At 61.9% G+C, this 25,733-nt stretch carries 25 protein-coding genes and 2 pseudogenes; 17 read left to right on the plus strand and 10 right to left on the minus strand.

Annotation, left to right across the window (positions count from 1 at the left end):
• Positions 1 to 195: pseudogene (locus DFO48_RS24080) on the plus strand (allantoinase); the annotation flags it as partial.
• A gap of 392 nt (positions 196 to 587) precedes the next feature.
• Positions 588 to 1,052: a bacterioferritin gene (gene bfr / locus DFO48_RS24085; RefSeq protein WP_003074880.1), complete on the plus strand. Its 465-nt coding sequence runs from the start codon at positions 588 to 590 to the stop codon at positions 1,050 to 1,052.
• Between the two features lie 392 nt (positions 1,053 to 1,444).
• Here the strand turns inward: bfr and DFO48_RS24090 are convergent, their stop codons facing one another.
• Complete coding sequence (locus DFO48_RS24090; protein ID WP_046462706.1) at positions 1,445 to 2,125, minus strand: 7-cyano-7-deazaguanine/7-aminomethyl-7-deazaguanine transporter; 681 nt, start codon at positions 2,123 to 2,125, stop codon at positions 1,445 to 1,447.
• 248 nt (positions 2,126 to 2,373) lie between these two features.
• Positions 2,374 to 2,796: a hypothetical protein gene (locus tag DFO48_RS24095; RefSeq protein WP_114865041.1), complete on the minus strand. Its 423-nt coding sequence runs from the start codon at positions 2,794 to 2,796 to the stop codon at positions 2,374 to 2,376.
• Between the two features lie 140 nt (positions 2,797 to 2,936).
• Here DFO48_RS24095 and DFO48_RS24100 point away from each other — a divergent pair, with 140 nt between their 5' ends.
• Entirely contained in the window at positions 2,937 to 3,776 is an 840-nt protein-coding gene (locus DFO48_RS24100; RefSeq protein ID WP_114865006.1) for a helix-turn-helix domain-containing protein, read from the plus strand.
• Positions 3,777 to 3,934: 158 nt separating this feature from the next.
• Here DFO48_RS24100 and DFO48_RS25760 read toward each other — a convergent pair whose 3' ends face one another.
• The gene (locus DFO48_RS25760; RefSeq protein ID WP_233506515.1) at positions 3,935 to 4,357 is read right to left on the minus strand and encodes an FCD domain-containing protein; all 423 of its coding nucleotides are present in this window, start codon (positions 4,355 to 4,357) and stop codon (positions 3,935 to 3,937) included.
• A gap of 45 nt (positions 4,358 to 4,402) precedes the next feature.
• A pseudogene (locus DFO48_RS25920) lies at positions 4,403 to 4,669 on the minus strand (GntR family transcriptional regulator); the annotation flags it as partial.
• 27 nt (positions 4,670 to 4,696) lie between these two features.
• On the opposite strand from DFO48_RS25920, the gene DFO48_RS24110 reads away from it, so the two are divergent.
• The 4 genes from DFO48_RS24110 to DFO48_RS24125 are packed head-to-tail and all read left to right on the plus strand — an operon-like array spanning position 4,697 to position 8,815.
• Positions 4,697 to 5,905 (plus strand): porin, encoded by a 1,209-nt coding sequence (locus DFO48_RS24110; protein WP_114865007.1) that lies wholly within the window; start codon positions 4,697 to 4,699, stop codon positions 5,903 to 5,905.
• Positions 5,902 to 6,279 carry a RidA family protein gene (locus DFO48_RS24115; protein ID WP_003074868.1) on the plus strand — a complete coding sequence of 126 codons (378 nt, stop codon included), beginning with the start codon at positions 5,902 to 5,904 and terminating at the stop codon, positions 6,277 to 6,279. The genes DFO48_RS24110 and DFO48_RS24115 overlap by 4 nt, the downstream gene beginning before the upstream one ends.
• Positions 6,260 to 7,777, plus strand: a complete 1,518-nt coding sequence (locus tag DFO48_RS24120) for an FAD-binding oxidoreductase (RefSeq protein WP_114865008.1) — start codon at positions 6,260 to 6,262, stop codon at positions 7,775 to 7,777. Before DFO48_RS24115 ends, DFO48_RS24120 begins: the two co-directional genes overlap by 20 nt.
• A 27-nt stretch (positions 7,778 to 7,804) precedes the next feature.
• Positions 7,805 to 8,815 (plus strand): Bug family tripartite tricarboxylate transporter substrate binding protein, encoded by a 1,011-nt coding sequence (locus tag DFO48_RS24125; protein ID WP_114865009.1) that lies wholly within the window; start codon positions 7,805 to 7,807, stop codon positions 8,813 to 8,815.
• Between the two features lie 670 nt (positions 8,816 to 9,485).
• Here DFO48_RS24125 and acnB read toward each other — a convergent pair.
• The 5 genes from acnB to DFO48_RS24150 all read right to left on the minus strand — a co-directional run bounded on the left by acnB (position 9,486) and on the right by DFO48_RS24150 (position 15,590).
• Positions 9,486 to 12,071 (minus strand): bifunctional aconitate hydratase 2/2-methylisocitrate dehydratase, encoded by a 2,586-nt coding sequence (gene acnB, locus DFO48_RS24130; protein WP_003074861.1) that lies wholly within the window; start codon positions 12,069 to 12,071, stop codon positions 9,486 to 9,488.
• A gap of 97 nt (positions 12,072 to 12,168) precedes the next feature.
• Positions 12,169 to 12,744: a hypothetical protein gene (locus tag DFO48_RS24135; protein ID WP_114865010.1), complete on the minus strand. Its 576-nt coding sequence runs from the start codon at positions 12,742 to 12,744 to the stop codon at positions 12,169 to 12,171.
• Between the two features lie 31 nt (positions 12,745 to 12,775).
• Positions 12,776 to 13,780, minus strand: a complete 1,005-nt coding sequence (locus DFO48_RS24140; RefSeq protein WP_003063564.1) for a CoA ester lyase — start codon at positions 13,778 to 13,780, stop codon at positions 12,776 to 12,778.
• Entirely contained in the window at positions 13,777 to 14,586 is an 810-nt protein-coding gene (gene tam, locus DFO48_RS24145) for a trans-aconitate 2-methyltransferase (protein ID WP_114865011.1), read from the minus strand. Before tam ends, DFO48_RS24140 begins: the two co-directional genes overlap by 4 nt.
• Before the next feature lie 14 nt (positions 14,587 to 14,600).
• Positions 14,601 to 15,590, minus strand: a complete 990-nt coding sequence (locus tag DFO48_RS24150) for a malate dehydrogenase (RefSeq protein ID WP_003053219.1) — start codon at positions 15,588 to 15,590, stop codon at positions 14,601 to 14,603.
• A gap of 230 nt (positions 15,591 to 15,820) precedes the next feature.
• Here DFO48_RS24150 and DFO48_RS24155 point away from each other — a divergent pair, with 230 nt between their 5' ends.
• From DFO48_RS24155 to DFO48_RS24190, 8 genes are all read left to right on the plus strand, one after another.
• Positions 15,821 to 16,612, plus strand: a complete 792-nt coding sequence (locus tag DFO48_RS24155) for a GntR family transcriptional regulator (protein ID WP_003063570.1) — start codon at positions 15,821 to 15,823, stop codon at positions 16,610 to 16,612.
• Between the two features lie 146 nt (positions 16,613 to 16,758).
• Positions 16,759 to 17,184: a succinate dehydrogenase, cytochrome b556 subunit gene (sdhC, locus tag DFO48_RS24160; protein ID WP_003063573.1), complete on the plus strand. Its 426-nt coding sequence runs from the start codon at positions 16,759 to 16,761 to the stop codon at positions 17,182 to 17,184.
• 41 nt (positions 17,185 to 17,225) lie between these two features.
• On the plus strand, positions 17,226 to 17,591 hold the full coding sequence (sdhD, locus tag DFO48_RS24165; RefSeq protein ID WP_003063575.1) for a succinate dehydrogenase, hydrophobic membrane anchor protein: 366 nt from the start codon (positions 17,226 to 17,228) through the stop codon (positions 17,589 to 17,591).
• Between the two features lie 33 nt (positions 17,592 to 17,624).
• Positions 17,625 to 19,430 carry a succinate dehydrogenase flavoprotein subunit gene (sdhA, locus tag DFO48_RS24170; protein ID WP_114865012.1) on the plus strand — a complete coding sequence of 602 codons (1,806 nt, stop codon included), beginning with the start codon at positions 17,625 to 17,627 and terminating at the stop codon, positions 19,428 to 19,430.
• 27 nt (positions 19,431 to 19,457) lie between these two features.
• Positions 19,458 to 20,162 carry a succinate dehydrogenase iron-sulfur subunit gene (locus DFO48_RS24175; RefSeq protein ID WP_003053210.1) on the plus strand — a complete coding sequence of 235 codons (705 nt, stop codon included), beginning with the start codon at positions 19,458 to 19,460 and terminating at the stop codon, positions 20,160 to 20,162.
• On the plus strand, positions 20,162 to 20,455 hold the full coding sequence (locus DFO48_RS24180; RefSeq protein WP_003053208.1) for a succinate dehydrogenase assembly factor 2: 294 nt from the start codon (positions 20,162 to 20,164) through the stop codon (positions 20,453 to 20,455). The genes DFO48_RS24175 and DFO48_RS24180 overlap by 1 nt, the downstream gene beginning before the upstream one ends.
• Positions 20,456 to 20,485: 30 nt before the next feature.
• A complete protein-coding gene (locus DFO48_RS24185) occupies positions 20,486 to 21,796 on the plus strand; it encodes a citrate synthase (RefSeq protein ID WP_003063579.1) in 1,311 nt (436 codons plus the stop codon).
• 266 nt (positions 21,797 to 22,062) lie between these two features.
• Positions 22,063 to 22,467 (plus strand): nuclear transport factor 2 family protein, encoded by a 405-nt coding sequence (locus DFO48_RS24190; protein WP_233506516.1) that lies wholly within the window; start codon positions 22,063 to 22,065, stop codon positions 22,465 to 22,467.
• Positions 22,468 to 22,491: 24 nt separating this feature from the next.
• On the opposite strand, the gene DFO48_RS24195 is transcribed toward DFO48_RS24190, so the two are convergent.
• Positions 22,492 to 23,487 (minus strand): quinone oxidoreductase, encoded by a 996-nt coding sequence (locus DFO48_RS24195; protein WP_114865014.1) that lies wholly within the window; start codon positions 23,485 to 23,487, stop codon positions 22,492 to 22,494.
• A gap of 125 nt (positions 23,488 to 23,612) precedes the next feature.
• On the opposite strand from DFO48_RS24195, the gene DFO48_RS24200 reads away from it, so the two are divergent.
• Both DFO48_RS24200 and DFO48_RS25765 read left to right on the plus strand, forming a co-directional pair.
• Complete coding sequence (locus DFO48_RS24200; protein ID WP_114865015.1) at positions 23,613 to 24,914, plus strand: DEAD/DEAH box helicase; 1,302 nt, start codon at positions 23,613 to 23,615, stop codon at positions 24,912 to 24,914.
• Positions 24,911 to 25,417 carry a hypothetical protein gene (locus DFO48_RS25765; RefSeq protein ID WP_233506517.1) on the plus strand — a complete coding sequence of 169 codons (507 nt, stop codon included), beginning with the start codon at positions 24,911 to 24,913 and terminating at the stop codon, positions 25,415 to 25,417. The genes DFO48_RS24200 and DFO48_RS25765 overlap by 4 nt, the downstream gene beginning before the upstream one ends.
• Positions 25,418 to 25,733: the final 316 nt, after the last annotated feature.

The raw sequence follows: 25,733 nt of genomic DNA on the forward strand, positions 1-25,733 counted from the left end.
AGCGGCGACAACGCCCCCAAGATGATGAGCATCGGCATGCACTGCCGACTGCTGGGCCGTCCCGGCCGGATTACAGCGCTGCAGCGCTTCCTCGATCACATCCAGAAGCACGACAACGTGTGGGTGTGCCGCCGTATTGATTTGGCTCGTCACTGGGCCGAGCGTTTCCCCTGCAATGAAGCAGTCGCGGCCTGACTGTACGATCCGAGAACCCCAGGCGATTGAGGAAGGCGAGCTGGGCACTCGATTTTTCGAGACATCATCGCCGCCAATTGCAACTAGTGCGGCCCTGCATCCCTGCCCTGTGGGCAGGAGTAGCCTCTGCGGAGGCTTGCCAAGTGCGCCAAGTGCTGTCCCTGCTTTGCCGTTGATCGGTCCATGCTGACCAAAAGTGCTGGGTGCTATCGCCATCCCTTGCGAGGAATCGGACGAACGCAATCAGCCTCGATACGCACCGAGCAATGCGAATGCATCTGCTTACAGCCCGCATCCAGAGCGCGTGCGCTCGGGAATTGATAGCTGCCTTTGATTCCCGAAGCCGGTCGCGAGATACTTCAGGCTTCGAAAACTCACCGAGAACAACAACTATGCAAGGCCATCCCGAAGTCGTCGACTACCTCAAGGACCTGCTTCGCGGCGAGCTCGCGGCGCGCGACCAGTATTTTGCCCACTCGCGCATCTATGAAGACCAGGGGTTCACCAAGCTCTTCACGCGCCTGGACCACGAGATGCAGGAAGAAACCCAGCACGCCGACGCACTGCTGCGCCGCATTCTGATGCTGGGCGGCCGCCCCGACATGCGCCCCAAGGAGTTCACGCCCGGTGAGACCGTGCCCGAGATGTTGCGCAAGGACCTGGATACCGAATACGAAGTCCGTGCCGGCCTGCAGCAAGGCGTGGCGCTGTGCGAGCAGCACCGCGACTATGTGAGCCGCGACATCCTGCTGGCCCAGTTGCACGATACCGAGGAAGACCACGCCTACTGGCTGGAAAAGCAGCTGGGACTGATCGAGAAGGTCGGGCTGCAGAACTATCTGCAAAGCCAGACCTGAGCCCCTGCAGCGCAGCGCGGAGAAATACTGAGGCCGTCCTTGAAGGACGGCCTTTTTCATGGACTAGAGACGAGCTCGGAAACCATAGTCACCACCAACGACGGCGCAGCTTCTTTCTGCAGGGTTGTCGATCTTGCAGGACTCGCCCGGCCCCATCTTCTGGAACGAGGCTCAACCAAAACTCACGCCGTTGCAGCGTCCCATTGACTCGTTGAGAAACGACAAGTCAGAGCCCCCGGGTGGCTAGGCCGTCACCGGATGTCATAGGGGGACCGCCGCTGCTCGCCTCCAAACTCCAACCAGGCACGGGCTACGGCTGCCAGCAGGACAAGGCGATGCCGATGCAATGCCGGACAGGCCCCTGCACCCGGGCCTGCCCTGCACGCCCATCCTCAGCGGATTGCCGTTGCGGGCGTGACCTGCACCTTCATGCTGCGCACGATGGCCGCCAGCACCACGCCATAGGCGGGAACAAACAGCAGCAGACTCACCCCCAGCTTGATGACATAGTCAACCATGGCGATTTCCACCCAGTTGGCCGCCATGAAGGCATCGGAGCTACGCCAGAAGGCGATCGAGAAAAAGGCCGCGGTGTCCAGCACCTGGCCGAACACCGACGCAGCCGCCGGAGCCAGCCACCAGGAATGGCTTTTCTGGCGGATGCGGTCAAAAACCTGAATATCCAGCAACTGGCCCAGCACATAGGCGGCAAAACTGGCCAGTGCAATGCGGAACACAAAGCCGTTGAAGCTTTGCAGCGCTTCCCAGCCATTGAAGCGGCCCTCGTGGAACAGCACACCCACCACATAGGACACCACCAACGCGGGCAGCATGGCACGCATGATGACGCGTCGCGCCGCAGTCTTGCCGATCAGGCGCACCGTCAGGTCGGTGGCCAGAAAGATGAACGGAAAGCTGAAGGCGCCCCAGGTGCTGTGAAAGCCCAGCAGCGTGATGGGCAGTTGCACCAGGTAGTTGCTGGCGATGACCAGCGCGATATGGAACGCGACGAGAACGGAGAGGTAAAACGGCACGCGCGACGCTTGCGTCTGCACGGCATGAGCGGATGTCATGACAGTCCTTTTTGGTCGATGGGGGCGAGGGAACCCATGGTTGCGAAGAATGCGCCAGCGCGGCGCAACCGTGAATTTTAAGCGGTACGGAATTATCTCTGCCTCTCCCGGCCCGCTTATCCGCCCGGGCGCATGGCGGATATAACGAAAAGCATAGCTTGTAGCACCTACCAATCCATGTCTTCAGCAATAAATCAGTCTGCTTTCAAAGAATGACAGGCGCTAGCCGCTACTCTTTTTTTGATCACTCAAAGCGCGAGCTGCGCCTCCTGCCGGGCCACATGGCGAGAGGCACGCAACCCTGCCCACTGCAGATCAGCCAGGACCAGCACCACCACGGCCTGCACCGCCACCCAGGCCAGCCCCCAGGCACTGAGCGCCAGCCCGGAGGCAAACACCAATACCGCGCAGCCCATTGCCCAGCCCAGATTGCCAAGAGCCACCAGACCGATCAGCGTGCGCGGCAGGGGCTGGCGACGCGCCATCCAGGCGGCGGCCGATGCATAGGCCAGCAGGAAGAGACCCGTTCCCGTCAGCAAAACGGCCGGCAGACCTGTCAGATCTGCCAGCGTCTGCGTGACAACCAGTTGCAGCGCGCCCGTGGCGGCGCAGGAGGCCGCATCGGCCCACATCACATGGCGCAGAAATCGGGGAGAAGCAAAAATGGACATGGAAAACTCCTGTTCTATGACGAAGGTCTTGCGGCCGACCCTGTGCCGGCTGCTGAGGTCCATGATTGCCATCCGCGCGCACAGAGTCGATAACCTCGCAGGTCATGGCAGCATGAGCGCCCTGCCACTACGATGCAGGCATGAACTCCAGCACCGCCCCCTCTTCTTTTCATGCTGCTCGTAAGCCGCCCGGTGCACGCGCGCCGTTTGGCGACCACCTGCGCCACTGGCGCCAGCACCGCCGGCTGAGCCAGCAAGGGCTGGCACTGGAGGCCGAGATCTCGACACGCCACCTGAGCTATGTGGAAACAGGCCGCGCCCAGCCCAGCCGCGAGATGGTGCTGCGCCTGGCCGAACGCCTGTCGGTGCCGCTGCGCGAGCGCAATGCACTGCTGGTGGCTGCGGGCTTTGCGCCCATGTACCAGGCCCGCCCGCTGGACCACCCCGATCTGGCAGCCGCGCGCCAGGCCGTGGAGCTGGTGCTCAAGGGGCACGAACCCAACCCGGCTCTGGCCGTGGATCGACACTGGAATCTGGTGGCCGCCAATGCCGTCGTGCCGCTGCTGCTGGACGGCGTGGCGCCCTGGCTGCTGGAGCCACCCGTGAATGTGCTGCGCCTGAGCCTGCACCCCGAGGGACTGGGCCCACGCCTGGCCAACTCCGCGCAGTGGCGTGCCCATTTGCTGCACCGCCTGCAGCAGCAGATCGCCGCCACGGCAGACAGCGAGCTACAGGCACAGCATGACGAAATCGCAGCCTATCCGTTCGCCGAGGACAAGGACTCCCCGCCGCCCAGCCCCATCGCCGTGCCCTTCGAATTGCACACCCATCTGGGCACACTGAGCTTCATCAGCACCATCACCATCTTCGGCACGCCCGTGGACGTGACGCTGCAGGAGCTGGCCGTCGAATCGTTCTTCCCGGCAAATGCCGAGACCCAGGCGGCGCTGCAGCGGCTGCGCCAGGCTTCAGCATCCTGAGGCCTACAGAGCCCTGCCAGCTTAGATGCCCCCTTGGCCACCTCCACGAACTCCTCCATCTGTTCGAAGTTCTGCAGAGATAGGCATCAGCGTCGCTATGGCATGCACACCCTCTCTCGCTGACCTGCCACGCACAGCGAACGACACAGGCTTCACAACTACCACCCCATAGCTGTATTGACAGCCCGCTCGGTACCAAGCAAGTGCTGCTCCATCAATGCGATTAGCGCGCCTGCATCGCGGCGCAATGCCGCATCGAGCAAGGCCTGGTGCTCGGCCTGAACATTGCGCGCAACCAACGGCCCATGTAGTCGTATCTTGCGATAGCGCTCCGAGTGATCGGCCAGTTGGTTCCAGAACTGCAGCAGCCATTCGGAGCCACAGGCGCTCACCAGCGCCTCGTGAAAGCGCCGGTGCTGCGACTCCCACTCGGAGGACATCGCTGAGGAGCCGCCGAGATCAGGCAGCGACACATGCGCCAGCATGTGGAGCGACGCCATCACCTCGGCCTCCCATCGGGCATCGCCACGCCGAATGGACTCGACCAAGCACAGGCGCTCAATGTCGCGGCGGGTCTTCATCAGGTCTGCGAACTCCCGAGATGAAATCCCCCGTACCCGAGCACCGCGGTTTGACTCCGCCCACACCAGCCCTTCAGTGCCTAGACGCACGAGCGCCTCGCGGATAGGTGTCAGCCCCAGGCCAAACCGCTCATCTAGGTCCGCAGCCCTCAGGCGCTGCCCAGGTGCCAACTCCCCGCGAAGAATCTCCGCTCTCAGGCGCTGGTAAGCGCGCTCCGTCCTTGAGCCGGCGTCGCTTTTTTCATCTGTTACTGCATTTTCCGGCATAGCTGTACGAGAGCTTGTCCCCATATTAGATTTAATTAAGCGCATTATGTTTCATGAAATAGAAAATATTTCATGAAACATGAGTCTCCATTGCCCAACCCCACACAAGACCAGCAGAACAAGATGTTCCCAATGCTGTCACGCGTATTCGTGGCGTCGCTCACCCCCGGATTGGCCTTGATTCCCGGCGCACCCAGTATGGCTCAAAGCAGCTCCACGGTTTACGGAGTCGTTGATCTCGGCTTTGTCCTCGAGAGCGGCGGCCCGAATGACGCCGGCGCCAGCAGGCTGACCAGCGGCGTCGCCTCGGGCTCCCGGCTGGGTTTCAGAGGCGATGAAGACCTGGGAGGCGGGCTGTCGGCGCTCTACGCGCTTGAAATGGGCCTGCTCGCCGATACGGGCGGCTTGGCCCAGGGGGGCCAGGCCGCAGTCAGCATCCATGGCAACTTCGGATCCATCACGCTGGGTCGCCAGTACACGCCCGTGGCGTTGATCCAGACCGAGACCGCCCCATTCGTCACGTGCCTGGCTGGCGACTCCGCCAACCTCATCAGCGCGGGCGGCGCGGGCGGCAACAACCGCATGGACAACACGCTACGCTATACCTACAAAGCATCCAGCGGCTTGGCGGCCGACGTAGTCTATGGGTTTGGCGAAGGCGCCGGCGATTCCAGCGCCGAGCGGCAATACGGGGGCGCTCTCGGCTATGTGGCAGGCCCTGCCTATGCCAAGCTGGGCTACCACAGCGTCAATGATGCTGTCGGCAAGGCCGGCCGGCTGACCTTTCTCGGCGCGACCTATGACTTCGGATTCGCCATGGCCCACTTCAACTATGTAGTGAACAAGGGCTCGGCCGTCTTCGACATCGTGAACCAGGATTCACGCGACATGCTGCTCGGCATACCGGCCGAAGCCGTGCGCGCCTGCCTGCCCATCAGCGGCATCATGGACCTGCACCCTCCGGCCCCGGAAACCGGCTGCCTGGAGCAGCGCGTCTACACCATGGTCCTGCGCGGGCCCGGCGACGATGCAGCCATGAGCCCCATCCACTGGAGCGCGGGCAACACCGTGCCCATGCACCTGAGCTACGGCGAGCACGACAGCGAGCGCGTGCAGCGCTCCAACCAGGAGCTTGCGCAAAGGCTGTCACAGGCCGGCGCTCCATGCTCGCTCTCCGTTGAAGCGGGGCAGAACCACTTCTCCACCCATACGGCCTTGCGCGCACCCCAGGCGTCCTGGGACCAGCGCCTGGAGCACGTCCTGAAGGAATCCACACCATGAAGCACATCGTCGATACCGGCCTGCCTCCCATCGGCCAGCCCTTCTCCTGGGCAGTGAAAGCCGGCGGCCTGCTGTTCACCACGCACGGCCCGGTGCGCGGCGACGGCACGCTCGATACCGGCCCCATCGAGCGGCAGACTCGGTTGACGCTGGAGAACATCCGCACGGCCGTCACCGCGGCCGGCGGGCAGATGAGCGATGTGGCCCAGGTGCTGATCTACATGACAGACGAGCAGTACATGCCCGTCATCGACCGCATCTACCGCGAATTCTTCGAAGCGCCCTACCCCAACCGCTCCAGCGTCGCCGTTCGTAGCCTGGTGGCGCCAGGCATGCGCGTGGAAATGGTGGTCTATGCGGCCATCGCCCCCTGAGCCCGCCAACGCCTGTCGCAAGCGCCGCGACAACACAGCCCCCACCGGAGACACCGCCATGCCGACTGCAAGCAACGCCTTCTCAACCATTGCCGAAACAGACCAGCTACTGGCATCGCTGGCTGCCGCCCTGGCGCCGTACTCCGATGCGTCGCTGCTGGCCATCGAAGATTCCATACCGGCATACGCCGGCACCGACTGGCAGGGCGTGCGCGGAGCTACACCACTCGCGGTACTGCGCCCGCGTACACCGGAACACCTTGCGGCAGCCATGCGCGCAACGCATGCGCTGGGGCTGCCAATCGCCGTGCAGGGAGGAATGACCGGCCTGGTGGATGGAGCATTGGCCCGCCCCGGAGAGATCATCCTCTCCCTTGAGCGGCTGAACGCCATCGAGGACATCGATAGGGCCAGCCAGACCATGACCGTCCAGGCCGGCGTGAAACTGCAGCAAGCCCAAGAGGCCGCGGCCGCTCACGGCCTGCTGCTCCCCATCGACATCGGCAGCAAGGGCTCCTGCCACGTCGGAGGCATCGCCGCGACGAATGCGGGCGGCAATCGGGTACTGCGCTACGGCATGGCCCGCCAGTCCATCATCGGCCTGGAGGCCGTTCTGGCGGACGGGCAGATTGTCGGCCGTCTGGGCAAGGCGCTCAAGGACAACGCCGGATACGACCTCAAGCACCTGTTCATCGGCAGCGAGGGAACGCTGGGCGTCATCACACGGCTGGTGTTCGCGCTGCAGCCTCAGCCGGTCTCGCGGCAGACCGCCATCGTCAGCATGCAGAACTTCGACCAGATGGTCGACCTGCTGGCCCACTGCAGAAAGCGGCTGGGCGCGCGCCTGACAAGTTTCGAGGCGATGTGGCGCGACTTCTACGACGCTGTGACGGTCGATCTGAGCGTGGGAGGCACGCCATTTGCGGCCCCCGGCACCAACCTCGTGCTCATCGAGGCCATGGGGCAGGATGCCGAAGCCGACGAGCAATTGTTCATGGAGGCACTAGGCGAATTTCTCGAGTTGGCTGCCGGCTCGGACGCCGTGATCGCTCGCTCCGAGCAAGAAGCCCGGCGCCTGTGGAGCATCCGGGAGTCATCCGGCGAAGCCGCGGCGGCAGCGGCACCGTTTGCTGGCTTCGACATCAGCCTGCCCATCTCCTCGATGCCTGCATGGCTCGAAGACGTCCACTCGCAACTGCGCGCGCATGGCCTGCACCGCACGCAGACCTACGGGCATCTCGGCGATGGAAACCTGCACCTGGTCGTTGGCTACCCAGCCAACCTGCCGCAGATGAAGCAAGAAATCGAAGACCTGGTGCACCGATCCGCAGGGCGGCTGGGCGGCTCCGTCTCTGGAGAACACGGTATCGGCATCTCGAAGAAGCCATACCTGGCCATCAGCCGGAGCCCGCAGGAAATCGAGTTGATGCGCGCACTCAAGCGCACCCTTGACCCCGCCGGGCGCCTGAACGCCGGCCGCATCTTCGATCTGGAATGAATTCACTGCACACAGAGGAACCCGACCATGACACCTACCCGCAACACCTCCATGCGCCGTGCCGCCTGCACGCTTCTTGCAAGCGCACTTGCCACCGCCCTTGCCCTTTCCAGCCCCATCGCGCTCGCGCGCGGAGGCGCCAAGACGAAGCCCATCAAACTGCTCGTCGGATTCTCGCCGGGCGGCGGCACCGATGTCGTGGCCCGCTATCTGGCCGACAAGCTCAGGGAAGAACTGCACCGATCCGTGATCGTGGAGAACCGGCCTGGCGCAGGAGGCCAGGTGGCAGCGCAAGCACTCAAGGCCGCGCCCAAGGATGGAACCACCCTTTTTTTCACCAATGACCACACCGTCTCCATCATTCCTCTGGTGATGAAGCAGCCGGGCTTCAATACCTCCAGGGACTTCACGCCAGTGGCTGGCGTAGCCATCTATGTCTCTGCGCTCTTCACTGGCACCGGCACCCCCGTCAAAAGCTACGCCGAGTACATTCGCTGGGTTCACGACAAGCAAGCAGGCAAAGGCAGCGTGGGCATCCCTGCACCAGCTTCGCTGCCTGAATTCATGACCATCGCCATCGGCAGCAGGAACTCACTGGACCTTACCCCGGTTCCCTACAAGGGCGCAGCCCCCATGCTCAGCGACATCATGGGCAGCCAGATTCTGGCCTGCATCTCGTCGCTCAACGATGTGCTGGAATCGCAGAAGGCAGGCAAGATCAACGTTCTGGCGGTGTCCGGCAAAGAACGACACCCCGGCATACCTGGCACTCCGACCTTTTCGGAACTCGGGGTCTCCGGCTTCGAGGAAAGCCCCTTCTATGCTGTCTACGCACCGCAAGGAACCTTGACAGGCGACATAGCGGCATTCACCCAAGCCATGCAGAAGATTCTCGCCAGACCCGACGTGCAGGAGCGACTGGCTAGCCTTGGCCTGATTCCGCAATACCTCGACGCCGAGCAGATGCGACTGCGCGAGCAGGCCTACGCACAGACCTGGGGCCAGCTCATCAAGGCCAGCGGATATCTGCCCCAATAGCCGCTCCTCATACCTCATCGCCTGAGCAGAAAGCTCCCATGGTCCCGGCCCAGACACCTAGCTCCGGCAAGGACACCTCCTTCCACAGGATCAGCTTCTTGCACCGGCTTGGCCACGGCCTTGCGGTTGGCCGAAAACGGCTTTAGCGCCGCAACACCCGACCTAAACATTGACGCCATATTGAAAGCCACTGCATCGCTTCAAGATGAAGGCAGAAACACAACCGCCTACGTGGCGAACATTCGGGTCCTCGCGGCAAGCATGGTTTTACTTTCTGCCGAGGCGCGGATCGACGTCATGGTGCTGCTGCCGGCATCGGCCCCATGCACTCCTTACTTGGCATCACCAAAGAAGACCTTCGCACCGCGGTCAATGTCAAGCCGCTCGGTACCTTCATCTGCTGCTAGGAAGCCACACGGTGCATGAAGCCCGACGTCCGCCTCATCGCTCTCTCGCCCCTCGCTGCGCCGGGCGCTGGCAACTTCGTCTACTACGTGCCACCGAAATCGGGCATATTGAGCCTCAAGCGTGTCATGACAGGCGATTTCCTAGAGTAAGCGGCACACCATCCGCTTGGCAGCCTGATGCAAGAAAAAAAGCCCGCAGGACTTGCATCCTGCGGGCTTCTTAGCAAGGCCCTTGAAGGCCTTGATTTCTGGTGCCTAGACGCTTAGATCTTGGCCGCCACTTCAGCGTACTCGGCGATTTCGTTGAAGTTCATGTAGCGATAGACGGAGGCCTTGTCGGCATCGATCACGCCCATTTCCTTCAGGTACTCTTCCTTGGAAGGCAGGTAGCCCAGACGCGATGCAATCGCGGCCAGCTCGGCCGAGCCCAGATACACGTTGGTGTTCTTGCCCAGACGGTTGGGGAAGTTACGAGTGGAAGTCGAGATGACAGTCGCACCTTCACGCACTTGAGCCTGGTTACCCATGCACAGCGAGCAGCCGGGCATTTCTGTACGTGCACCAGCAGTACCAAAGGCGGAGTAGTGACCTTCCTTGATCAGCTCGTCCTGGTCCATCTTGGTGGGAGGAGCCACCCACAGCTTGACGGGGATGTCACGCTGGCCGCCCAGCAGCTTGGCTGCAGCGCGGAAGTGACCGATGTTGGTCATGCAGGAGCCGATGAAGGCTTCGTCGATCTTGGCACCGGCCACGTCAGACAGGGTCTTGGCATCATCAGGATCGTTGGGGCAGCAAACGATGGGTTCCTTGATGTCGGACATGTCGATTTCGATGACGTGAGCGTACTCAGCGTTCTTGTCGGCTTCCAGCAGGTCTGGCTTGGCCAGCCATGCTTCGACCTTTTCGATACGGCGCTGCAGAGTCTTGGCGTCGGCGTAACCGTCAGCGATCATGTTCTTCATCAGAACGATGTTCGATGTCAGGTATTCCTTGATCGGCTCGGGGTTCAGCTTGATCGTGCAACCAGCGGCAGAGCGCTCGGCAGAAGCGTCAGACAGTTCGAACGCCTGTTCAACCTTCAGATCTGGCAGACCTTCGATTTCCAGGATGCGACCCGAGAATTCGTTGATCTTGCCGGCCTTGGCCACAGTCAGCAGACCTTGCTTGATACCGTACAGAGGAATTGCGTGCACCAGATCGCGCAGGGTCACGCCAGGCTGCATCTCGCCCTTGAAGCGCACCAGCACGGATTCGGGCATGTCCAGAGGCATCACGCCGGTGGCGGCGCCGAAGGCCACCAGACCGGAGCCTGCAGGGAAGGAGATGCCGATGGGGAAACGGGTGTGCGAGTCACCGCCGGTACCCACGGTGTCGGGCAGCAGCAGACGGTTGAGCCAGCTGTGGATCACGCCGTCACCAGGACGCAGGGCCACGCCGCCGCGGTTGCTGATGAAGTTGGGCAGTTCGCGGTGGGTCTTCACGTCCACGGGCTTGGGGTAAGCCGCTGTGTGGCAGAAGGACTGCATCACCATATCGGCGGAGAAGCCCAGGCAGGCCAGATCCTTGAGCTCGTCGCGAGTCATGGGGCCGGTGGTGTCCTGCGAACCCACGGTGGTCATGCGAGGTTCGCAGTAAGTACCGGGGCGCACGCCCTGGCCTTCGGGCAGACCGCAGGCGCGGCCGACCATCTTCTGGGCCAGTGTGAAGCCGGCCGTGGAAGCTGCAGGCGCCTGGGGCAGGCGGAACTCGGTGGATGCGGGCAGACCCAGGGCTTCGCGAGCCTTGGCAGTCAGCGAGCGACCGATGATCAGGTTGATACGGCCGCCGGCTTGCACTTCGTCCAGCAGCACGTCGGACTTGAGCTGGAAGTCAGCCACGGTTTCGCCGTTCTTGACGATCTTGCCGGCGTAGGGCAGCACGTCGATCACGTCGCCCATTTCCAGCTTGGAGACATCGACTTCGATGGGCAGAGCGCCGGAGTCTTCTTGCGTGTTGAAGAAGATGGGAGCGATCTTGCCGCCCAGCGTCACGCCGCCAAAGCGCTTGTTGGGAACAAAGGGAATGTCCACGCCCGTGCCCCAGATGATGGAGTTGGTGGCGGACTTGCGCGAAGAACCGGTACCGACCACGTCACCCACGTAGGCAACCAGGTGGCCCTTCTTCTTCAGGTCTTCGATGAACTGCATGGGGCCGCGCTTGCCGTCTTCTTCGGGCTTGAACGCCGCGTCGGGACGCGTGTTCTTGAGCATGGCCAAGTAGTGCAGAGGAATGTCGGGACGGCTCCAGGCATCGGGAGCGGGCGACAGGTCGTCGGTGTTGGTCTCGCCAGGCACCTTGAAGACGGTGACGGTGATCTTTTCCTCGACCTTGGGACGCGAAGTGAACCACTCGGCATCGGCCCAGCTTTGCATCACTTCCTTGGCCTTGGCATTGCCGGCCTTGGCCTTGTCGGCCACGTCGTTGAAGAAGTCGAACATCAGCAGTGTCTTCTTCAGCGCATCGGCAGCCACACCAGCCACTTCGGCATCGTCCAGCAGCTCGATCAGGGGGTGCACGTTGTAGCCACCCACCATGGTGCCCAGCAGCTCGGTGGCCTTGGCCTTGGAGATGAGACCCACCTTCAGGTCGCCGTGAGCCACGGCAGCCAGGAAGGAAGCCTTGACCTTGGCTGCATCATCCACACCGGGCGGCACGCGATGAGTCAGCAGATCCATCAGGAATGCGTCTTCACCGGCGGGTGGGTTCTTGATCAGCTCGATCAGGTCTGCGACCTGCTTGGCATCCAGAGGCAGCGGGGGGATGCCCAATGCGGCGCGTTCTGCCACATGGTCACGGTAGGCTTTCAACATGGGTTCTCTCCAATGGTTTTTTGAAAAAGGCTGCGCGTGGAGCGCGAATTACAGGACTGGCGCATGTGCGATACGCCAGTCCTCAGCCTCGCCAGACTTATTTACTGTCCAGCAGGCTGGGAGGTGGGTTCTTGCGGATGGCTTCGGCCACTTGCTGCTGCTCTGGGCTCATGCACTCATCCGCCAGACGCTGGCCGGCCTTCTGGTTCATCAGCATGGACTTGTTGGCGATCTGCAGCCACACGGCACCAGCTGCCTTGTCTTCCAGGCGTACGGTGCCGGTGGAAGTCTTGACGGGGGACATGTGGTACTTGAAGCCACGACCGTCCACGATGAAGTAGCCGGGGTTGGCTGCGTCGGCGTTCACGTTCACATAGGCGCCCAGCTCACAGGCAATGCGGCCCTTGTGCACGCGTTCGGCCACGGCCAGCTCTTCCGTGCCCAGGGGGGAGGAAGCCGGGCCGGCCGCCACGACGGCGGCGGCACCCGCGCCACCTGCTGCTACGGCAGCGGCAGCCTTGCCCTTCTTGGACGTAGTGGTTGCTTTCTTGGCAACGGGAGCCTTCTTGGCGGCGGCAGCAGCCTTGGCCTTGGGAGCAGTTTCTGCCGCGGCAGAGTGGCTGATTGCGACCAGGGGAGCGGCAATCATCAAAGTGGCGATCAGGGTCTTCATAGGAATTAGCTCCTGCAGACTTGTTATGAGTTCAACGGATTGAGGCCGGGGCAAACCAGGGTTGAACTTCAACCGGCAAGACCTGCCCCGTCTGGTGAGCGCGCTCCAGCAACTGCCAAAAATAGCGGTAGCTCGCGCGGTCGTGTAGTACACCACCAAAACTGATGGGCGCCCAATTCTGCACCGCCGCAGAGGTAAGTATTTGTGCCGCCTGTAGAACTTCGTCTTCTGCAGGCGCAAATGCACGCAAAATCGGGCGAATCTGGTCAGGATGAATGCTCCACATGCGTGTGTAGCCAAGCTCACGCGAGGCTTTTTGCGCACAAGCCCCCAAAGCGTCAGGATTCTTGAATTCCGTGACCACGCAGTGCGACGGCACCTTGCCGTGGGCATGGCAGGCTGCCGCGATCTCCAGCTTGGCGCGAACGACCAGCGGATGCTCGAACTGGCCCTGCGCCGTCATGGCGGACGCGGGGATGGCGCCGCCATGGGCCGAGACGAAATCCATCAGTCCGAAGGAGATGCTCTGCACGGCCGGATGTGCGGCGATGTCGAAGGCCTGCTGCACGGCAGCAGGAGACTCTATCAAGACATGTAGCGGCACACGCTTGTCTGTCGCGCGTTGCAGGGCTGCTTCGGCCTTGATGACGTCATCCACCGACTCCACCTTGGGAATCATGATGTGGCAGAGCTTGTCTGCCGCACCGCCGGCAATGATGTCCATGTCTGCCTGGAAATGTGCATGCTCCACCGCATGCACCCGGGCCGCCACACGCGCGCCTTGAGCCGCGCCGTTCGCCAGCTCGACGACCAGACGAGCGTGCTCGGCCTCCTGGCCGACAGGAGCGCCATCCTCGCAGTCCAGCGTCACGTCGAACACGCAGGTGCCGAACTCCTGCATCATCTCGGCCTGCAGTTGCAGGCTTTTGCGCATGCGCGCTTCCACGCCGCTGTAGTGATCGCAGACGGGCAGACGCTGAGCGCCACCCTGGGCATCGAGCAGCACGGTGGCGGGGTGAACCAGTTCTTTCGTCATGACTTGCGCTGAGCCACCATGAAAAGTCGGGGGAAAGCCAGCAGACGCTTGCCGTCGGCTCGCTCCGGATAAGCCGCATCAATGCGGCTTTGATACTCGCTCAGATACTCGGCTTGCAGCTCCTGGGGCAAACCTTCCACGAAAGGCTTGAGGCCCGTGCTGCTGAGCCACTGCACAATCGCTGCGGCCGAGTCCATGGGATGCTGGTAGATGGTGTGCCATACATCCACGCTCGCGGCCTCATTCGAGGGGGCAGCCAACAGGTCGTAATACACGCCTATGGGCAAAATCTCGGTACGCACCTTGCTCGCATCCCCGATGTGCGCCGCAAACAGGGGCAGCTGCGCGACTTCGCGCATGTTTCGGTGCGAGGGTTCCTGACGGTTGTCAGGCATCTGCACGGCCAGCACGCCACCGGGCGCCAGCAGCGAAAACAGACGGGGAATCAGGCTCTCATGCTCGCCCACCCACTGGATGGAGGCATTGGCATAAATCAGATCAGGCGCTGCTTCACCTTCAGCAGGTGCCCAGGAGGCAATATCACCGGCCTCGAACCTGGCCTGCGGCAACTGCTTTTGCGCAGTCTCCAGCATGGCTTCGGAATTGTCGACACCGAGCACATCGGCGCCGGGAAAACGCTCCACCAGAAGCTCGGTGGAGTTGCCCGGCCCGCAGCCCAGATCCACGATGCGGAGGCTGCGAGCGGGTGAATGCAAGCTGGAAGGTACTCTTGCCAGCAGTTCTGCCGCAGGGCGCGTGCGCTCATTGGCAAAGCGCAGATACAGCGCAGGGTTCCAGTCTTGCATAGGTTTTGCGCTGATTACAGCAGGTGCTTGACGCCGTCTTGCTCGCCTTGCAGCTCAGCCAGAGTCTTGTTGATGCACTCTTGCGAGAAGGCATCGATTTCCAGACCTTCGACGATCTTGTATTCGCCGTCAGCCGTGGTGGTCACGGGGAAACCGAACACGATACCGGCGGGGATGCCGTACTCGCCGTTGGAAGGCACGCCCATGGTGACCCATTCGCCGTTGGAGCCCAGGGCCCAGTCACGCATGTGGTCGATGGCAGCGTTGGCAGCCGAAGCAGCCGACGACAGGCCGCGAGCAGCGATGATGGCTGCGCCGCGCTTGCCCACGGTGGGCAGGAACACGTTGGCATTCCATTCCTGGTCGTTGATGGCTTCCTTCACGGACTTGCCGTCCACGGTGGCGAAGCGGTAGTCGGCGTACATGGTGGGCGAGTGGTTGCCCCACACAGTCAGCTTCCTGATGTCGCCAACCTTGAAGCCGCCCTTGGCAGCCAGCTGGGAAGCAGCGCGGTTGTGGTCCAGGCGCAGCATGGCGGTGAAGTTCTTGGCGGGCAGATCGGGAGCCGACTTCATGGCGATGTAGGCGTTGGTGTTGGCGGGGTTACCCACAACCAGAACCTTGACATTGCGCGAAGCCACGGCGTTCAGAGCCTTGCCCTGGGCGGTGAAGATCTGGGCGTTGGCAGCCAGCAGGTCAGCACGTTCCATGCCGGGGCCACGAGGACGGGCGCCCACCAGCAGAGCGTAGTCGGTGTCCTTGAAGGCGGTCATGGGGTCGGCGTGGGCTTCGATGCCGGCCAGCAGAGGGAAGGCGCAGTCTTCCAGCTCCATGATCACGCCCTTCAGAGCGTTTTGAGCCTTTTCGTCGGGGATTTCCAGCAGTTGCAGAATAACGGGCTGATCTTTACCCAGCATTTCGCCGGAGGCGATGCGGAACAACAGGGCGTAACCGATTTGGCCAGCTGCGCCGGTAACGGCGACACGGACGGGCTTCTTGCTCATGGTGAAACTCCAAGATTGGAAAAAAGTGAGATGTTATGGGCGCCAGGCGGCACCAGCGTAACCACCAGTAGCGCAAGCTCCGCAAACATGCGGCAAGTGTACTGCTGAAATCAAAGCCCGGTCAATTTGTCTTATGTCTTATATAAGATATGATCTTCACTTAGCGACCAGAGTCAAATCGACTGTTTTTTGTGCATCGCATCGCGGAGGCGATACCTTCAAAACCAACTATGCCCAGCCCCCACAACACAGCCCCGGACAACAACGCCAGCCATAGCGGTGGCGCCGGCGTCTCCACCCCAGCCTTCAGCCCTCTGTACCAGCAGATCAAGGGGCTGATCCTGCAAAGCCTGGAAGCTGGCGAATGGCGCCCCGGAGAACTGATCCCCAGTGAAATGGAGCTGGCAGCCCGCTTCAAGGTCAGCCAGGGCACGGTGCGCAAGGCAATCGATGAACTGGCCGCCGAAAATCTGGTCATGCGCCGTCAGGGCAAGGGCACGTTTGTGGCCACTCACGCCGCTCAGCAGGTGCAGTACCGCTTTCTGAATCTGCGCCCCGATGCCGGCGACCTGCAGGGCGAAGGCCGCGCAGAGCGCCACATTCTGGAATGCCGCCGCCTGCGCGCGCCTGCCGAAGTGGCCCGAGCCCTGGCCCTGCGCACTGGCGACGCCGTGATGCATGTGCGCCGCACCCTGTCCTTTGCCGCAATCCCGACTATTTTGGAAGACATCTGGCTGCCTGGCAACGCCTTCAAGGGGCTGACGACCGAGCAGATGTCCAACTACCAGGGCCCCACTTACGCCATGTTCGAGCTCGACTATGGCGTGCGCATGGTGCGGGCCGACGAGAAAATTCGCGCCGTTCTGCCGGATGCCGAGCAAGCCCAGCTGCTGAACATTCCCAGCACCACGCCGCTGCTCAGCGTGGAGCGAACTGCTTACACATACAACGATGTTCCAATGGAGTTACGACGCGGCCTGTACCGCACCGACACCCATCATTACCGCAATGCTTTGAACTGAATCCCCCCGTAAAAGCGTTGATTGCAACAGAGCCCAATCATCTGCTATGCAAATTCGGCTAACGGATTCTGCTGCATTGCAATAGAATTTTGTGTCGCTTCGCACTAGCGATTACAACGCAGTTACATCCACGAAAGTACCCTGCCATGACAGAGCAAAAAGCAAAACAGCGGCCAGAGTTCCGCAATATCAACTTCTTCTCGGACCTACCGACCTATCGCCTGCCCCTGGCAGGCATCGTGTCCATCCTGCACCGCGTCAGCGGCCTGCTGATGGCGATCCTGTTGCCGTTCATCATCTGGATGTTCGACAACTCGATCTCGTCGGAAATTTCGTTTGATTCCTTCACGTCGGTATTCGCAGGTCCCTTCGGCTGGTTTGCCAAGCTCGTCTGCCTGGCACTGATCTGGGCCTATCTGCACCACTTCTGCGCAGGTGTCCGCCATCTGGTGATGGACGTGAACCACCACGCCGTGAACAAGCAGACCGGCAAGTCCACCGCCGCAGTCGTGCTGTGCATCAGCGTTGCCCTGACCGTGGTGCTTGGCGCCAAGCTGTTCGGTCTGTACTGATCAGCGCCCAGTCAATAACACCTCACGATAAGGAAACAACCATGTCCGTGAATTACGGCTCCAAGCGTACTGTTGTCGGTGCGCACTACGGCACCCGCGACTTTCTGGCTCAACGCTCTACTGCCGTCCTGATGGCTCTGTACACCGTTGTGCTGCTGGTGCGCTTTCTGACGGTCGGCGGCCCCGTGGGCTACGAGCAGTGGGCTGGCATTTTTGCGCCCCAGTGGATGAAGTTTCTGACCCTGGCCCTCTTCGTGGCTCTGGGCTGGCATGCCTGGATCGGCGTGCGTGACATCTGGATGGACTACGTCAAGCCCGTGGGCCTGCGCCTTGCACTGCAAGTGGTCACCATTGTCTGGCTGGTCGGCTGCATCGGCTGGGGCATCCAGGTTCTGTGGCGTCTCTGATTGAGACACAGTCTCCACGATTGAAGGTTAAGAATGAGCTACTCCAAAGCAAATATCACCAAGCGCAAGTTTGACGTCGTGATCGTCGGTGCCGGCGGCTCCGGCCTGCGCGCTGCGCTGGAACTGTCGCGCGCCGGTCTGTCCGTCGCCTCGCTGTCCAAGGTTTTCCCCACTCGCTCGCACACTGTGGCTGCTCAAGGCGGCGTGTCCGCTTCGCTGGGCAACATGAGCGAAGACAACTGGCACTATCACTTCTACGACACCATCAAGGGCTCCGACTGGCTGGGCGACCAAGACGCCATCGAGTTCATGTGCCGTGAAGCACCGAACGTCGTGATCGAGCTCGAGCACTTCGGCATGCCTTTCGACCGCAATGCCGACGGCACCATCTACCAGCGCCCCTTCGGCGGCCACACCGCCAACTACGGCGAAAAGCCCGTGCAACGCGCCTGCGCTGCTGCTGACCGTACCGGTCACGCCATGCTGCACACGCTGTACCAGCAGAACGTCAAGTCCAAGACCAACTTCTTCGTGGAGTGGATGGCGCTGGACCTGATCCGCAACACCCAGGGCGATGTGGTCGGCGTGACCGCACTGGAGCTGGAAACCGGCGACCTGTACGAACTGCACGCCAAGGCCGTGCTGCTGGCCACCGGCGGTGCCGGCCGTATCTTCCAGGCTTCGACCAACGCCTTCATCAACACCGGTGACGGCCTGGGCATGGCTGCTCGCGCCGGCATTCCTCTGCAGGACATGGAGTTCTGGCAGTTCCACCCCACCGGCGTGGCCGGTGCCGGCGTGCTGCTGACCGAAGGCTGCCGCGGCGAAGGCGCTATTCTTTTGAATAGCGAAGGCGAGCGCTTCATGGAGCGCTACGCTCCCACGCTGAAGGATCTGGCACCACGTGACTTCGTGTCGCGTTCGATGGACCAGGAAATCAAGGAAGGTCGCGGCTGCGGTCCCAACAAGGACTACATCCTGATGAAGCTGGACCACCTGGGTGCCGAAACCATCCGCAAGCGTCTGCCTTCCGTGGAAGAAATCGGCCACAACTTCGCCAACGTGGACATCACCAAGGAACCCATCCCCGTGGTTCCCACCATCCACTACCAGATGGGCGGCATCCCGACCAACATCAACGGCCAGGTCGTGGTCTGGGACGGTCAGCAGAACAATGTGGTGAGCGGCCTCTACGCCGTGGGCGAATGCTCGTGCGTGTCCGTGCACGGCGCCAACCGCCTGGGCACCAACTCGCTGCTGGACCTGCTGGTCTTCGGCAAGTCTGCCGGCAAGCACATCGTGGAATTCGTCAACGGCTTCGGCGCTCACCACGAAGTGCCCGCCGACGGCGCCGAGCGCACCCTGGCCCGCCTCAACCAGCTGCAAGACTCCAAGGACGGCACCTACGCCCAGGACGTCGCCGGCGAGATCCGCCAATCCATGCAGACCCACGCTGGCGTGTTCCGCACGCAAAAGAGCATGGACGAAGGCGTGGAAAAGATCAACGCGATCCGCGAGAAGGTCGGCTCCGTGACCCTGAAGGACAAGTCCATGGTGTGGAACACCGCTCGCATGGAAGCCCTGGAAGTGGACAACCTGATCGAAGTGGCACAAGCCACCATGACCTCGGCCGCAGCCCGCAAGGAATGCCGTGGCGCACACACCGTGTACGACTACGAGCACCCTGCCGACCACGCCGAATTCCCCCTGGGCCGCAACGACAAGGAATGGCTCAAGCACACCCTGTGGGACAGCGCCACCAACAGCCTGTCCTACAAGCCTGTGAACCTCAAGCCCCTGACCGTTGCCAGCGTTCCTCCCAAGGTCCGCACGTTCTAATTCAGCAGCCCACGAGAGAAGATCAAAATGAAGCGCACATTCAAAATCTACCGCTACGATCCGGACAAAGACGCCAAGCCCTACATGCAAACCGTGCAAGTGGAGCTGGACGGTCACGAGCGCATGCTGCTGGACGCCCTGGTCAAGCTCAAGGCCATGGACCCCTCCATTGCCTTCCGTCGCTCCTGCCGTGAAGGCGTGTGCGGCTCCGACGCCATGAACATCAACGGCAAGAACGGTCTGGCCTGCCTGACGAACATGAACACCCTCAAGGGCGACATCGTTCTCAAGCCCCTGCCCGGCCTGCCCGTGATCCGCGACCTGATCGTGGACATGACCCAGTTCTTCAAGCAGTACCACTCGATCAAGCCCTACCTGCAAAGCGATGTCTACGCCTCGCCCAGCAAGGAGCGCCTGCAGTCGCCCGAAGAGCGCGAAGAGCTCAACGGCCTGTACGAGTGCATTCTGTGCGCCAGCTGCTCCACCAGCTGCCCCTCGTTCTGGTGGAACCCCGACAAGTTCGTGGGCCCGGCCGGTCTGCTGCAGGCTTACCGCTTCATCGCGGACAGCCGCGACACAGCCACGGGCGAGCGCCTTGACAACCTGGAAGATCCTTACCGCCTCTTCCGTTGCCACACCATCATGAACTGCGTGGACGTGTGCCCCAAGCACCTGAACCCCACTGCAGCCATTGGCAAGATCAAGGAGCTGATGGTTCGTCGAACCGTCTGATGCTGATGACGAATACTCTGCTCGACGAACGTGAGCGCGACCTGCTGAGGTGGCGCAGCCGCCGTGGTCTGGTTGAGAACGATCTGTTCATCGAGCAGTTCTTCGCCACCTACGGAAGCCAGCTCACGCGGAGACACGCGACTGGCCTGTCTGCCTTGATGGATCTGGCAGACAACGACCTGATGGATCTTTTCTTGCGCCGCAAGGAACCTGAAGGACAACTCGATACCCAAGAAGTCAGGGAAGTGCTGGAGATGGTGCGCAAGCGCCAGCCCGGTAACTGTCCCCAGTAGGCTAGGCAAACTAGAGAAGGAAGTTTGGAAATGAAACTCGCTGACAACAAAGCAACGCTGTCTTTCAGCAATGGCGCTCCCAGTGTGGAAATGCCGGTGTACCAGGGCAATATCGGCCCGGATGTGATCGACATCCGCAAGCTCTATGCCCAGACTGGCATGTTCACGTATGACCCGGGCTTCCTCTCTACCGCCGCCTGCCAATCCGCCATCACCTACATCGATGGCGACAAGGGCGAGCTGCTGTACCGCGGCTACCCCATCGAACAACTGGCCAAGAACTGCAACTTCCTGGAAACCTGCTACCTGCTGCTGTACGGGGAGCTGCCCAACGAGAAGGAAAAGGCCAACTTCGAAGAGCTGGTGACCAAGCACACCATGGTCAACGAGCAGATGCAGTTCTTCCTGCGTGGCTTCCGTCGCGATGCTCACCCCATGGCCGTGCTGACCGGTCTGGTGGGCGGCATGTCGGCCTTCTACCACGACAGCACCGACATCACCAACCCAGAGCACCGCAACATCGCCGCGATCCGCCTGATCGCCAAGATGCCTACGCTGGTCGCCATGGCATACAAGTACGGTATGGGCCAGCCCTACATGTACCCCAAGAACGACCTGTCGTATGCCGGCAACTTCATGCGCATGATGTTCGGCAACCCCTGCGAAGAGTACAAGGTCAACCCCGTGGTTGAGCGCGCTCTGGACCGCATCTTCATCCTGCACGCAGACCACGAGCAGAACGCTTCGACCTCCACCGTGCGTCTGTGCGGCTCGTCGGGCACCAACCCCTTCGCGGCCATCTCCGCTGGCGTGGCTTGTCTGTGGGGCCCTGCCCACGGCGGCGCCAACGAAGCCTGCCTGAACATGCTGGAAGGCATCCAGGCCAACGGCGGCATCGAGAAGGTCGGCGAGTTCATGGAACAGGTCAAGGACAAGACCAGCGGCGTGAAGCTGATGGGCTTTGGCCACCGCGTCTACAAGAACTACGACCCCCGCGCCAAGCTGATGCAGGAAACCTGCAACGAAATCCTGGCCGAGCTGGGTCTGGAAAACGACCCCCTGTTCGCCCTGGCCAAGAAGCTGGAAAAGATTGCCCTGGAAGACGACTACTTCGTCCAGCGCAAGCTCTACCCCAACGTGGACTTCTACTCCGGCATCGTGCAGCGCGCCATCGGCATCCCTGTCAACCTGTTCACCGGCATCTTCGCTCTGGCCCGCACCGTGGGCTGGATCGCTCAGCTCAACGAACAAATGGCCGACCCCGAGTACAAGATCGGTCGTCCCCGCCAGCTGTTCACCGGCTCCGTGTCGCGCGACGTCAAGCCTATCGCTCAGCGTTGATCGGCAGGCCCAGGCCCGGATTTCCGGGTCTCAGGGTGGCAAAAAGCCCGCAGACTGCAAAGTCCGCGGGCTTTTTTACGTGAGCTTGCAATCTCGGCATTTGACAAAAAAAAGCATAGCTTCTTGCGCATTACCCATAACGATTTCAGATTGAAATCGCCATGAAATCCTTTGATAGCATGCGCTATCCGCTATAAAAATTCATGATTCAATCCGAGTCAGAAATGCCGAGCAGACCCGGAGTCGGCTCTTCTATACTGCTCTTCATGCATGCACAACGACAACGCAATCTGGAGCTGGCCCACGCCGTGCTGGACTGGAACCAGCGCCACCTGAACCGCCACACCACGCTGAGCCGCGAGCAAGTCGCCGAATGCTTTGCCGAGCGATTCGTGGTCGAGCCCAATGGCCGCCACTATGCTGCCGACCTCGAGAGCTATCGCGAGTTTCTCGAAGGCATGAAGCAGGACATGGAAGGCATTCGCTACGACATCCGGCACACCACGGCCGACGAGGACTCCGTGGTCTTTTCCATGGATGTCTGCATCACCAAGGCAGATGGCAGCGCCCAGCACTTTGTCGCCATGCTGCTCATGCGCTTTGACGAGCATGGAAAAGTCAGCCTGTGGCGCGAGGTCTATCTGCCACTACCCCAAGCCGGCGCGCAGTAAGACCGCTAACGCAGACAGCCCCCGTCAAGGCACGAGCAAGATGGGCTGCTGGGCGCCATGCGCCTCCAGTTGCCGGTGGGCCTGCGCGGCATCGGCCAGTGCAAACTCCTGCGGCTCGCCCATGCGGAAATGCTTTTTACGCAGCGCCTCGAACAGGCGCGCGGCCATGGCATCGCGCTCCCTGGGCTTTTTGACGAAGTGAAACACCATGGGCCGGCACACGCTGTTCGACTTGGCGGCAAGACGTGCAATCTCCAGCGGCGACACCGGGCCCGACGACTGCCCGTACATCACCAGCTGGCCGCCGATGCCCAGACTTGCCAGCGAACCATCAAAGCTGTCCTTGCCCACGCCGTCATAAGCCACCTCCACGCCTTCGCCGCCGGTCAGCTGCTGTACACGCGCAGCCACATCCTGAGCGCCCGTACCGCGATAGCGGATCACCTCCACGCAGCCGGCCTGATCGGCCTTTTTCGCCGTGGCATCACTGCCCGCCGTGCCGATCACCATGGCGCCCAGCTGCGTTGCCCACTGGCTCAGAATCTGCCCCATGCCGCCACCGGCGGCCTGCACCAGAATCCGAGATCCCTGGCCTACCCGGGCCACCCGGTGCAGCAGCACATCGGCCGTCAGTCCGCGCAGCAGGCTGGATGCGACCAGCGCATCGCTGAGGTCATCGGGCAAGGCAATCAGCTCGTCATGCGAAATCACGCGCTCGGCGGCGTAGATGGAATAGGCGCCAGAGACATAGCAGACCCGGTCACCGGGCCTGAAGCGAGTCACACCCTGCCCGACCTCGGCCACCACTCCCACGGCTTCGATGCCGGGCGTGCCTGGCAGCGCCAGCGTCTTGTAAAGCCCGGAGCGCACATAGATATCGTGAAAGTTCACGCCAATGCGCGTGTGCCGCACGCGCACCTGACCAGCAGCCAGCGGCTGCGAGTCGACCGAAGCGATCTTCAGGACCTCGGGGCCTCCGTACTCCGTCATGACAATGGCTTGATGCGTGGCCTGAATCATGGCTTGCGCTCCTTGATGGTTGGAATCCTCCGAATGTAGCCTGCCGCCGCGCTTGTCCCTGCGCCTCGCTGCGACGCGGCAATTCCCGCACAATGCGCCTCCTGCACACCGCTATTGATTCTTCTATGTCTTTTGCCCCACTAGGCCTGCGCGCCGAGCTTCTGGATGCCACACTCGATCTGGGTCTGCGCGACGCGACGCCGATTCAGACCGAGGCCATCCCCGCCGTGCTGGCCGGGCGCGATCTCTGGGCCTGCGCGCCCACGGGCTCGGGCAAGACCATGGCCTATCTGTTGCCTCTGCTGCAGGCCTGGCTGGCGCAAAAGCGCGGCCACACCGGCTTTGTGCGACCGCTGGCCACCCTGATTCTGGTGCCCACGCGCGAGCTGGCCCTGCAGGTGCATGAAAGCCTGAGCGACATCACACGCCAGTTGCGTGAGCAACCACGCAGCCGCGTGGTCTATGGCGGTGTCTCCATCAACCCGCAGATGATGCAACTGCGCGGCAGCGCCGACTTTCTGGTCGCCACGCCGGGCCGCCTGCTGGATCTGGTGGAAAACAATGCCGTGCGCCTGAACGCGGTGCAGCATCTGGTGCTGGACGAAGCCGACCGCCTGCTGGACCAGGGCTTTGCCGAGGAACTCAACCGCGTGCTGGCCCTGCTGCCCGCCAAACGCCAGACCCTGCTGTTGTCGGCCACCTTCCCGCAGAACGTGGAGGCGCTGGCCGCCCGCCTTCTGCACGACCCCGTTCGGGTGCAGGTCGATGCCGACCAGACTGCCGAGCATTCGAGCAGCCCCGAGAACATCAGCCAGCGCGCCATTGCCGTGGACAGCACCCGCCGCACCCAGCTGCTGCGCCAGCTCGTCACGCAGGGCGAGAACCAGCCCGAATGGGAGCGAGCCCTGGTCTTTGTCGCCAAGCGCCACACCGCCGAAATGCTGGCCGACAAGCTCTACAAGGCAGGCATCTACGCCACCACCTTCCACGGCGATATGAGCCAGGGCGCGCGCAAGGATGTGCTCGACCAGTTCAAGGCCAAGCGCTGGCAGCTGCTCATCACCACCGATCTGGCCGCGCGCGGCATCGATATCGCACAGCTGCCTACGGTCATCAACTACGACCTGCCTCGCTCGCCCGCCGACTATATTCATAGAATTGGCCGCACGGGCCGCGCAGGGCACGCGGGTTGCGCCATCACCTTTGTAAGCCCCGCCGACACTGCGCACTGGCAACTGATCTGCAAGCGCAACCAGCTCGAGATCGATCTGGAGCAGATCCAGGGCTTTGAGCCTACCGAAGCCCTGCCACCGCCGCCGGTTGCGCAGGATGGCAATGGCGGCATCAAGGGCCGCAGACCCAGCAAGAAGGACAAGCTGCGCGCTGCGGCTGCGGCTGCGGATGCAAAGCAGAAGCCAGCCGATTGACCAATCGGCTGCAGAGCCCGGCACTCCAAGCCTCACTTGCGACAAGGCCGCTCCTGCGGCCTTTTTTACGTCTGACAGAAACCGCCTTCTATCAGGCCGGACAGCACGGCGAAAGCGAGCCAGGGATGTCACTGACCTGTCTTGCAGGAGCCTGTGAAGCGATGCGGGGGGCAGCGGCAATGAAATCGTTGAAAGCACTAGCAGGGTCGAGCATCGTCATTGCCTGCTCCGCAGCCCAGGTCGACAAAGCCGATCAGACTGCCAAGACCAGTCAGTTTGCCCAGGTCAATCAACGTGCCCAGGCCAGCCAGCCGGAAGACGCCTGGCATATCAATCAGCACGCCGCAAGCTGCACACCGTCAGCCATCATTTCAGCGAACGGCAACGTGGCAAGAAATGGCAAGAAATGGAACGAGGCAAACCTGGGTCTAGGCATCAGACGATGCGTTTTCCAGCAATTTTTCCTTGCAGGCCGGCTTCTATCGCCCCGGCATAGCCCCTGAAGCACCTACGCCCAAGGCGAGTACACGCCGCTGACTTTTGGCGATCTGCACTCTGGCGTTGATGCCCGTTTGCGCACCAACTACACACGCCCCGTCATGGCGACCGCCAGAGCCCTGGTGCGCAGGCAGGGTGAGCGTTACAGCATTACGGTCCGCGCTGCACCGAAGACCAGGGACCAATGCTCGGCTTTCATTGCGCTTGAGCTGGGCTGGAAACTGTGACCAACTTGTAAAACGGGTAGGTCTGCAGTGCGCTCATTGCCAATCCGCATTGGCTGCACCAGTGAGCACGCTAAAGTGGCAGCTCACTGTGCTT

Origin of the sequence: Comamonas sp. AG1104 (assembly GCF_003350425.1) — a bacterium.
In the GTDB taxonomy this organism is placed as follows: domain Bacteria; phylum Pseudomonadota; class Gammaproteobacteria; order Burkholderiales; family Burkholderiaceae_C; genus Comamonas; species Comamonas testosteroni.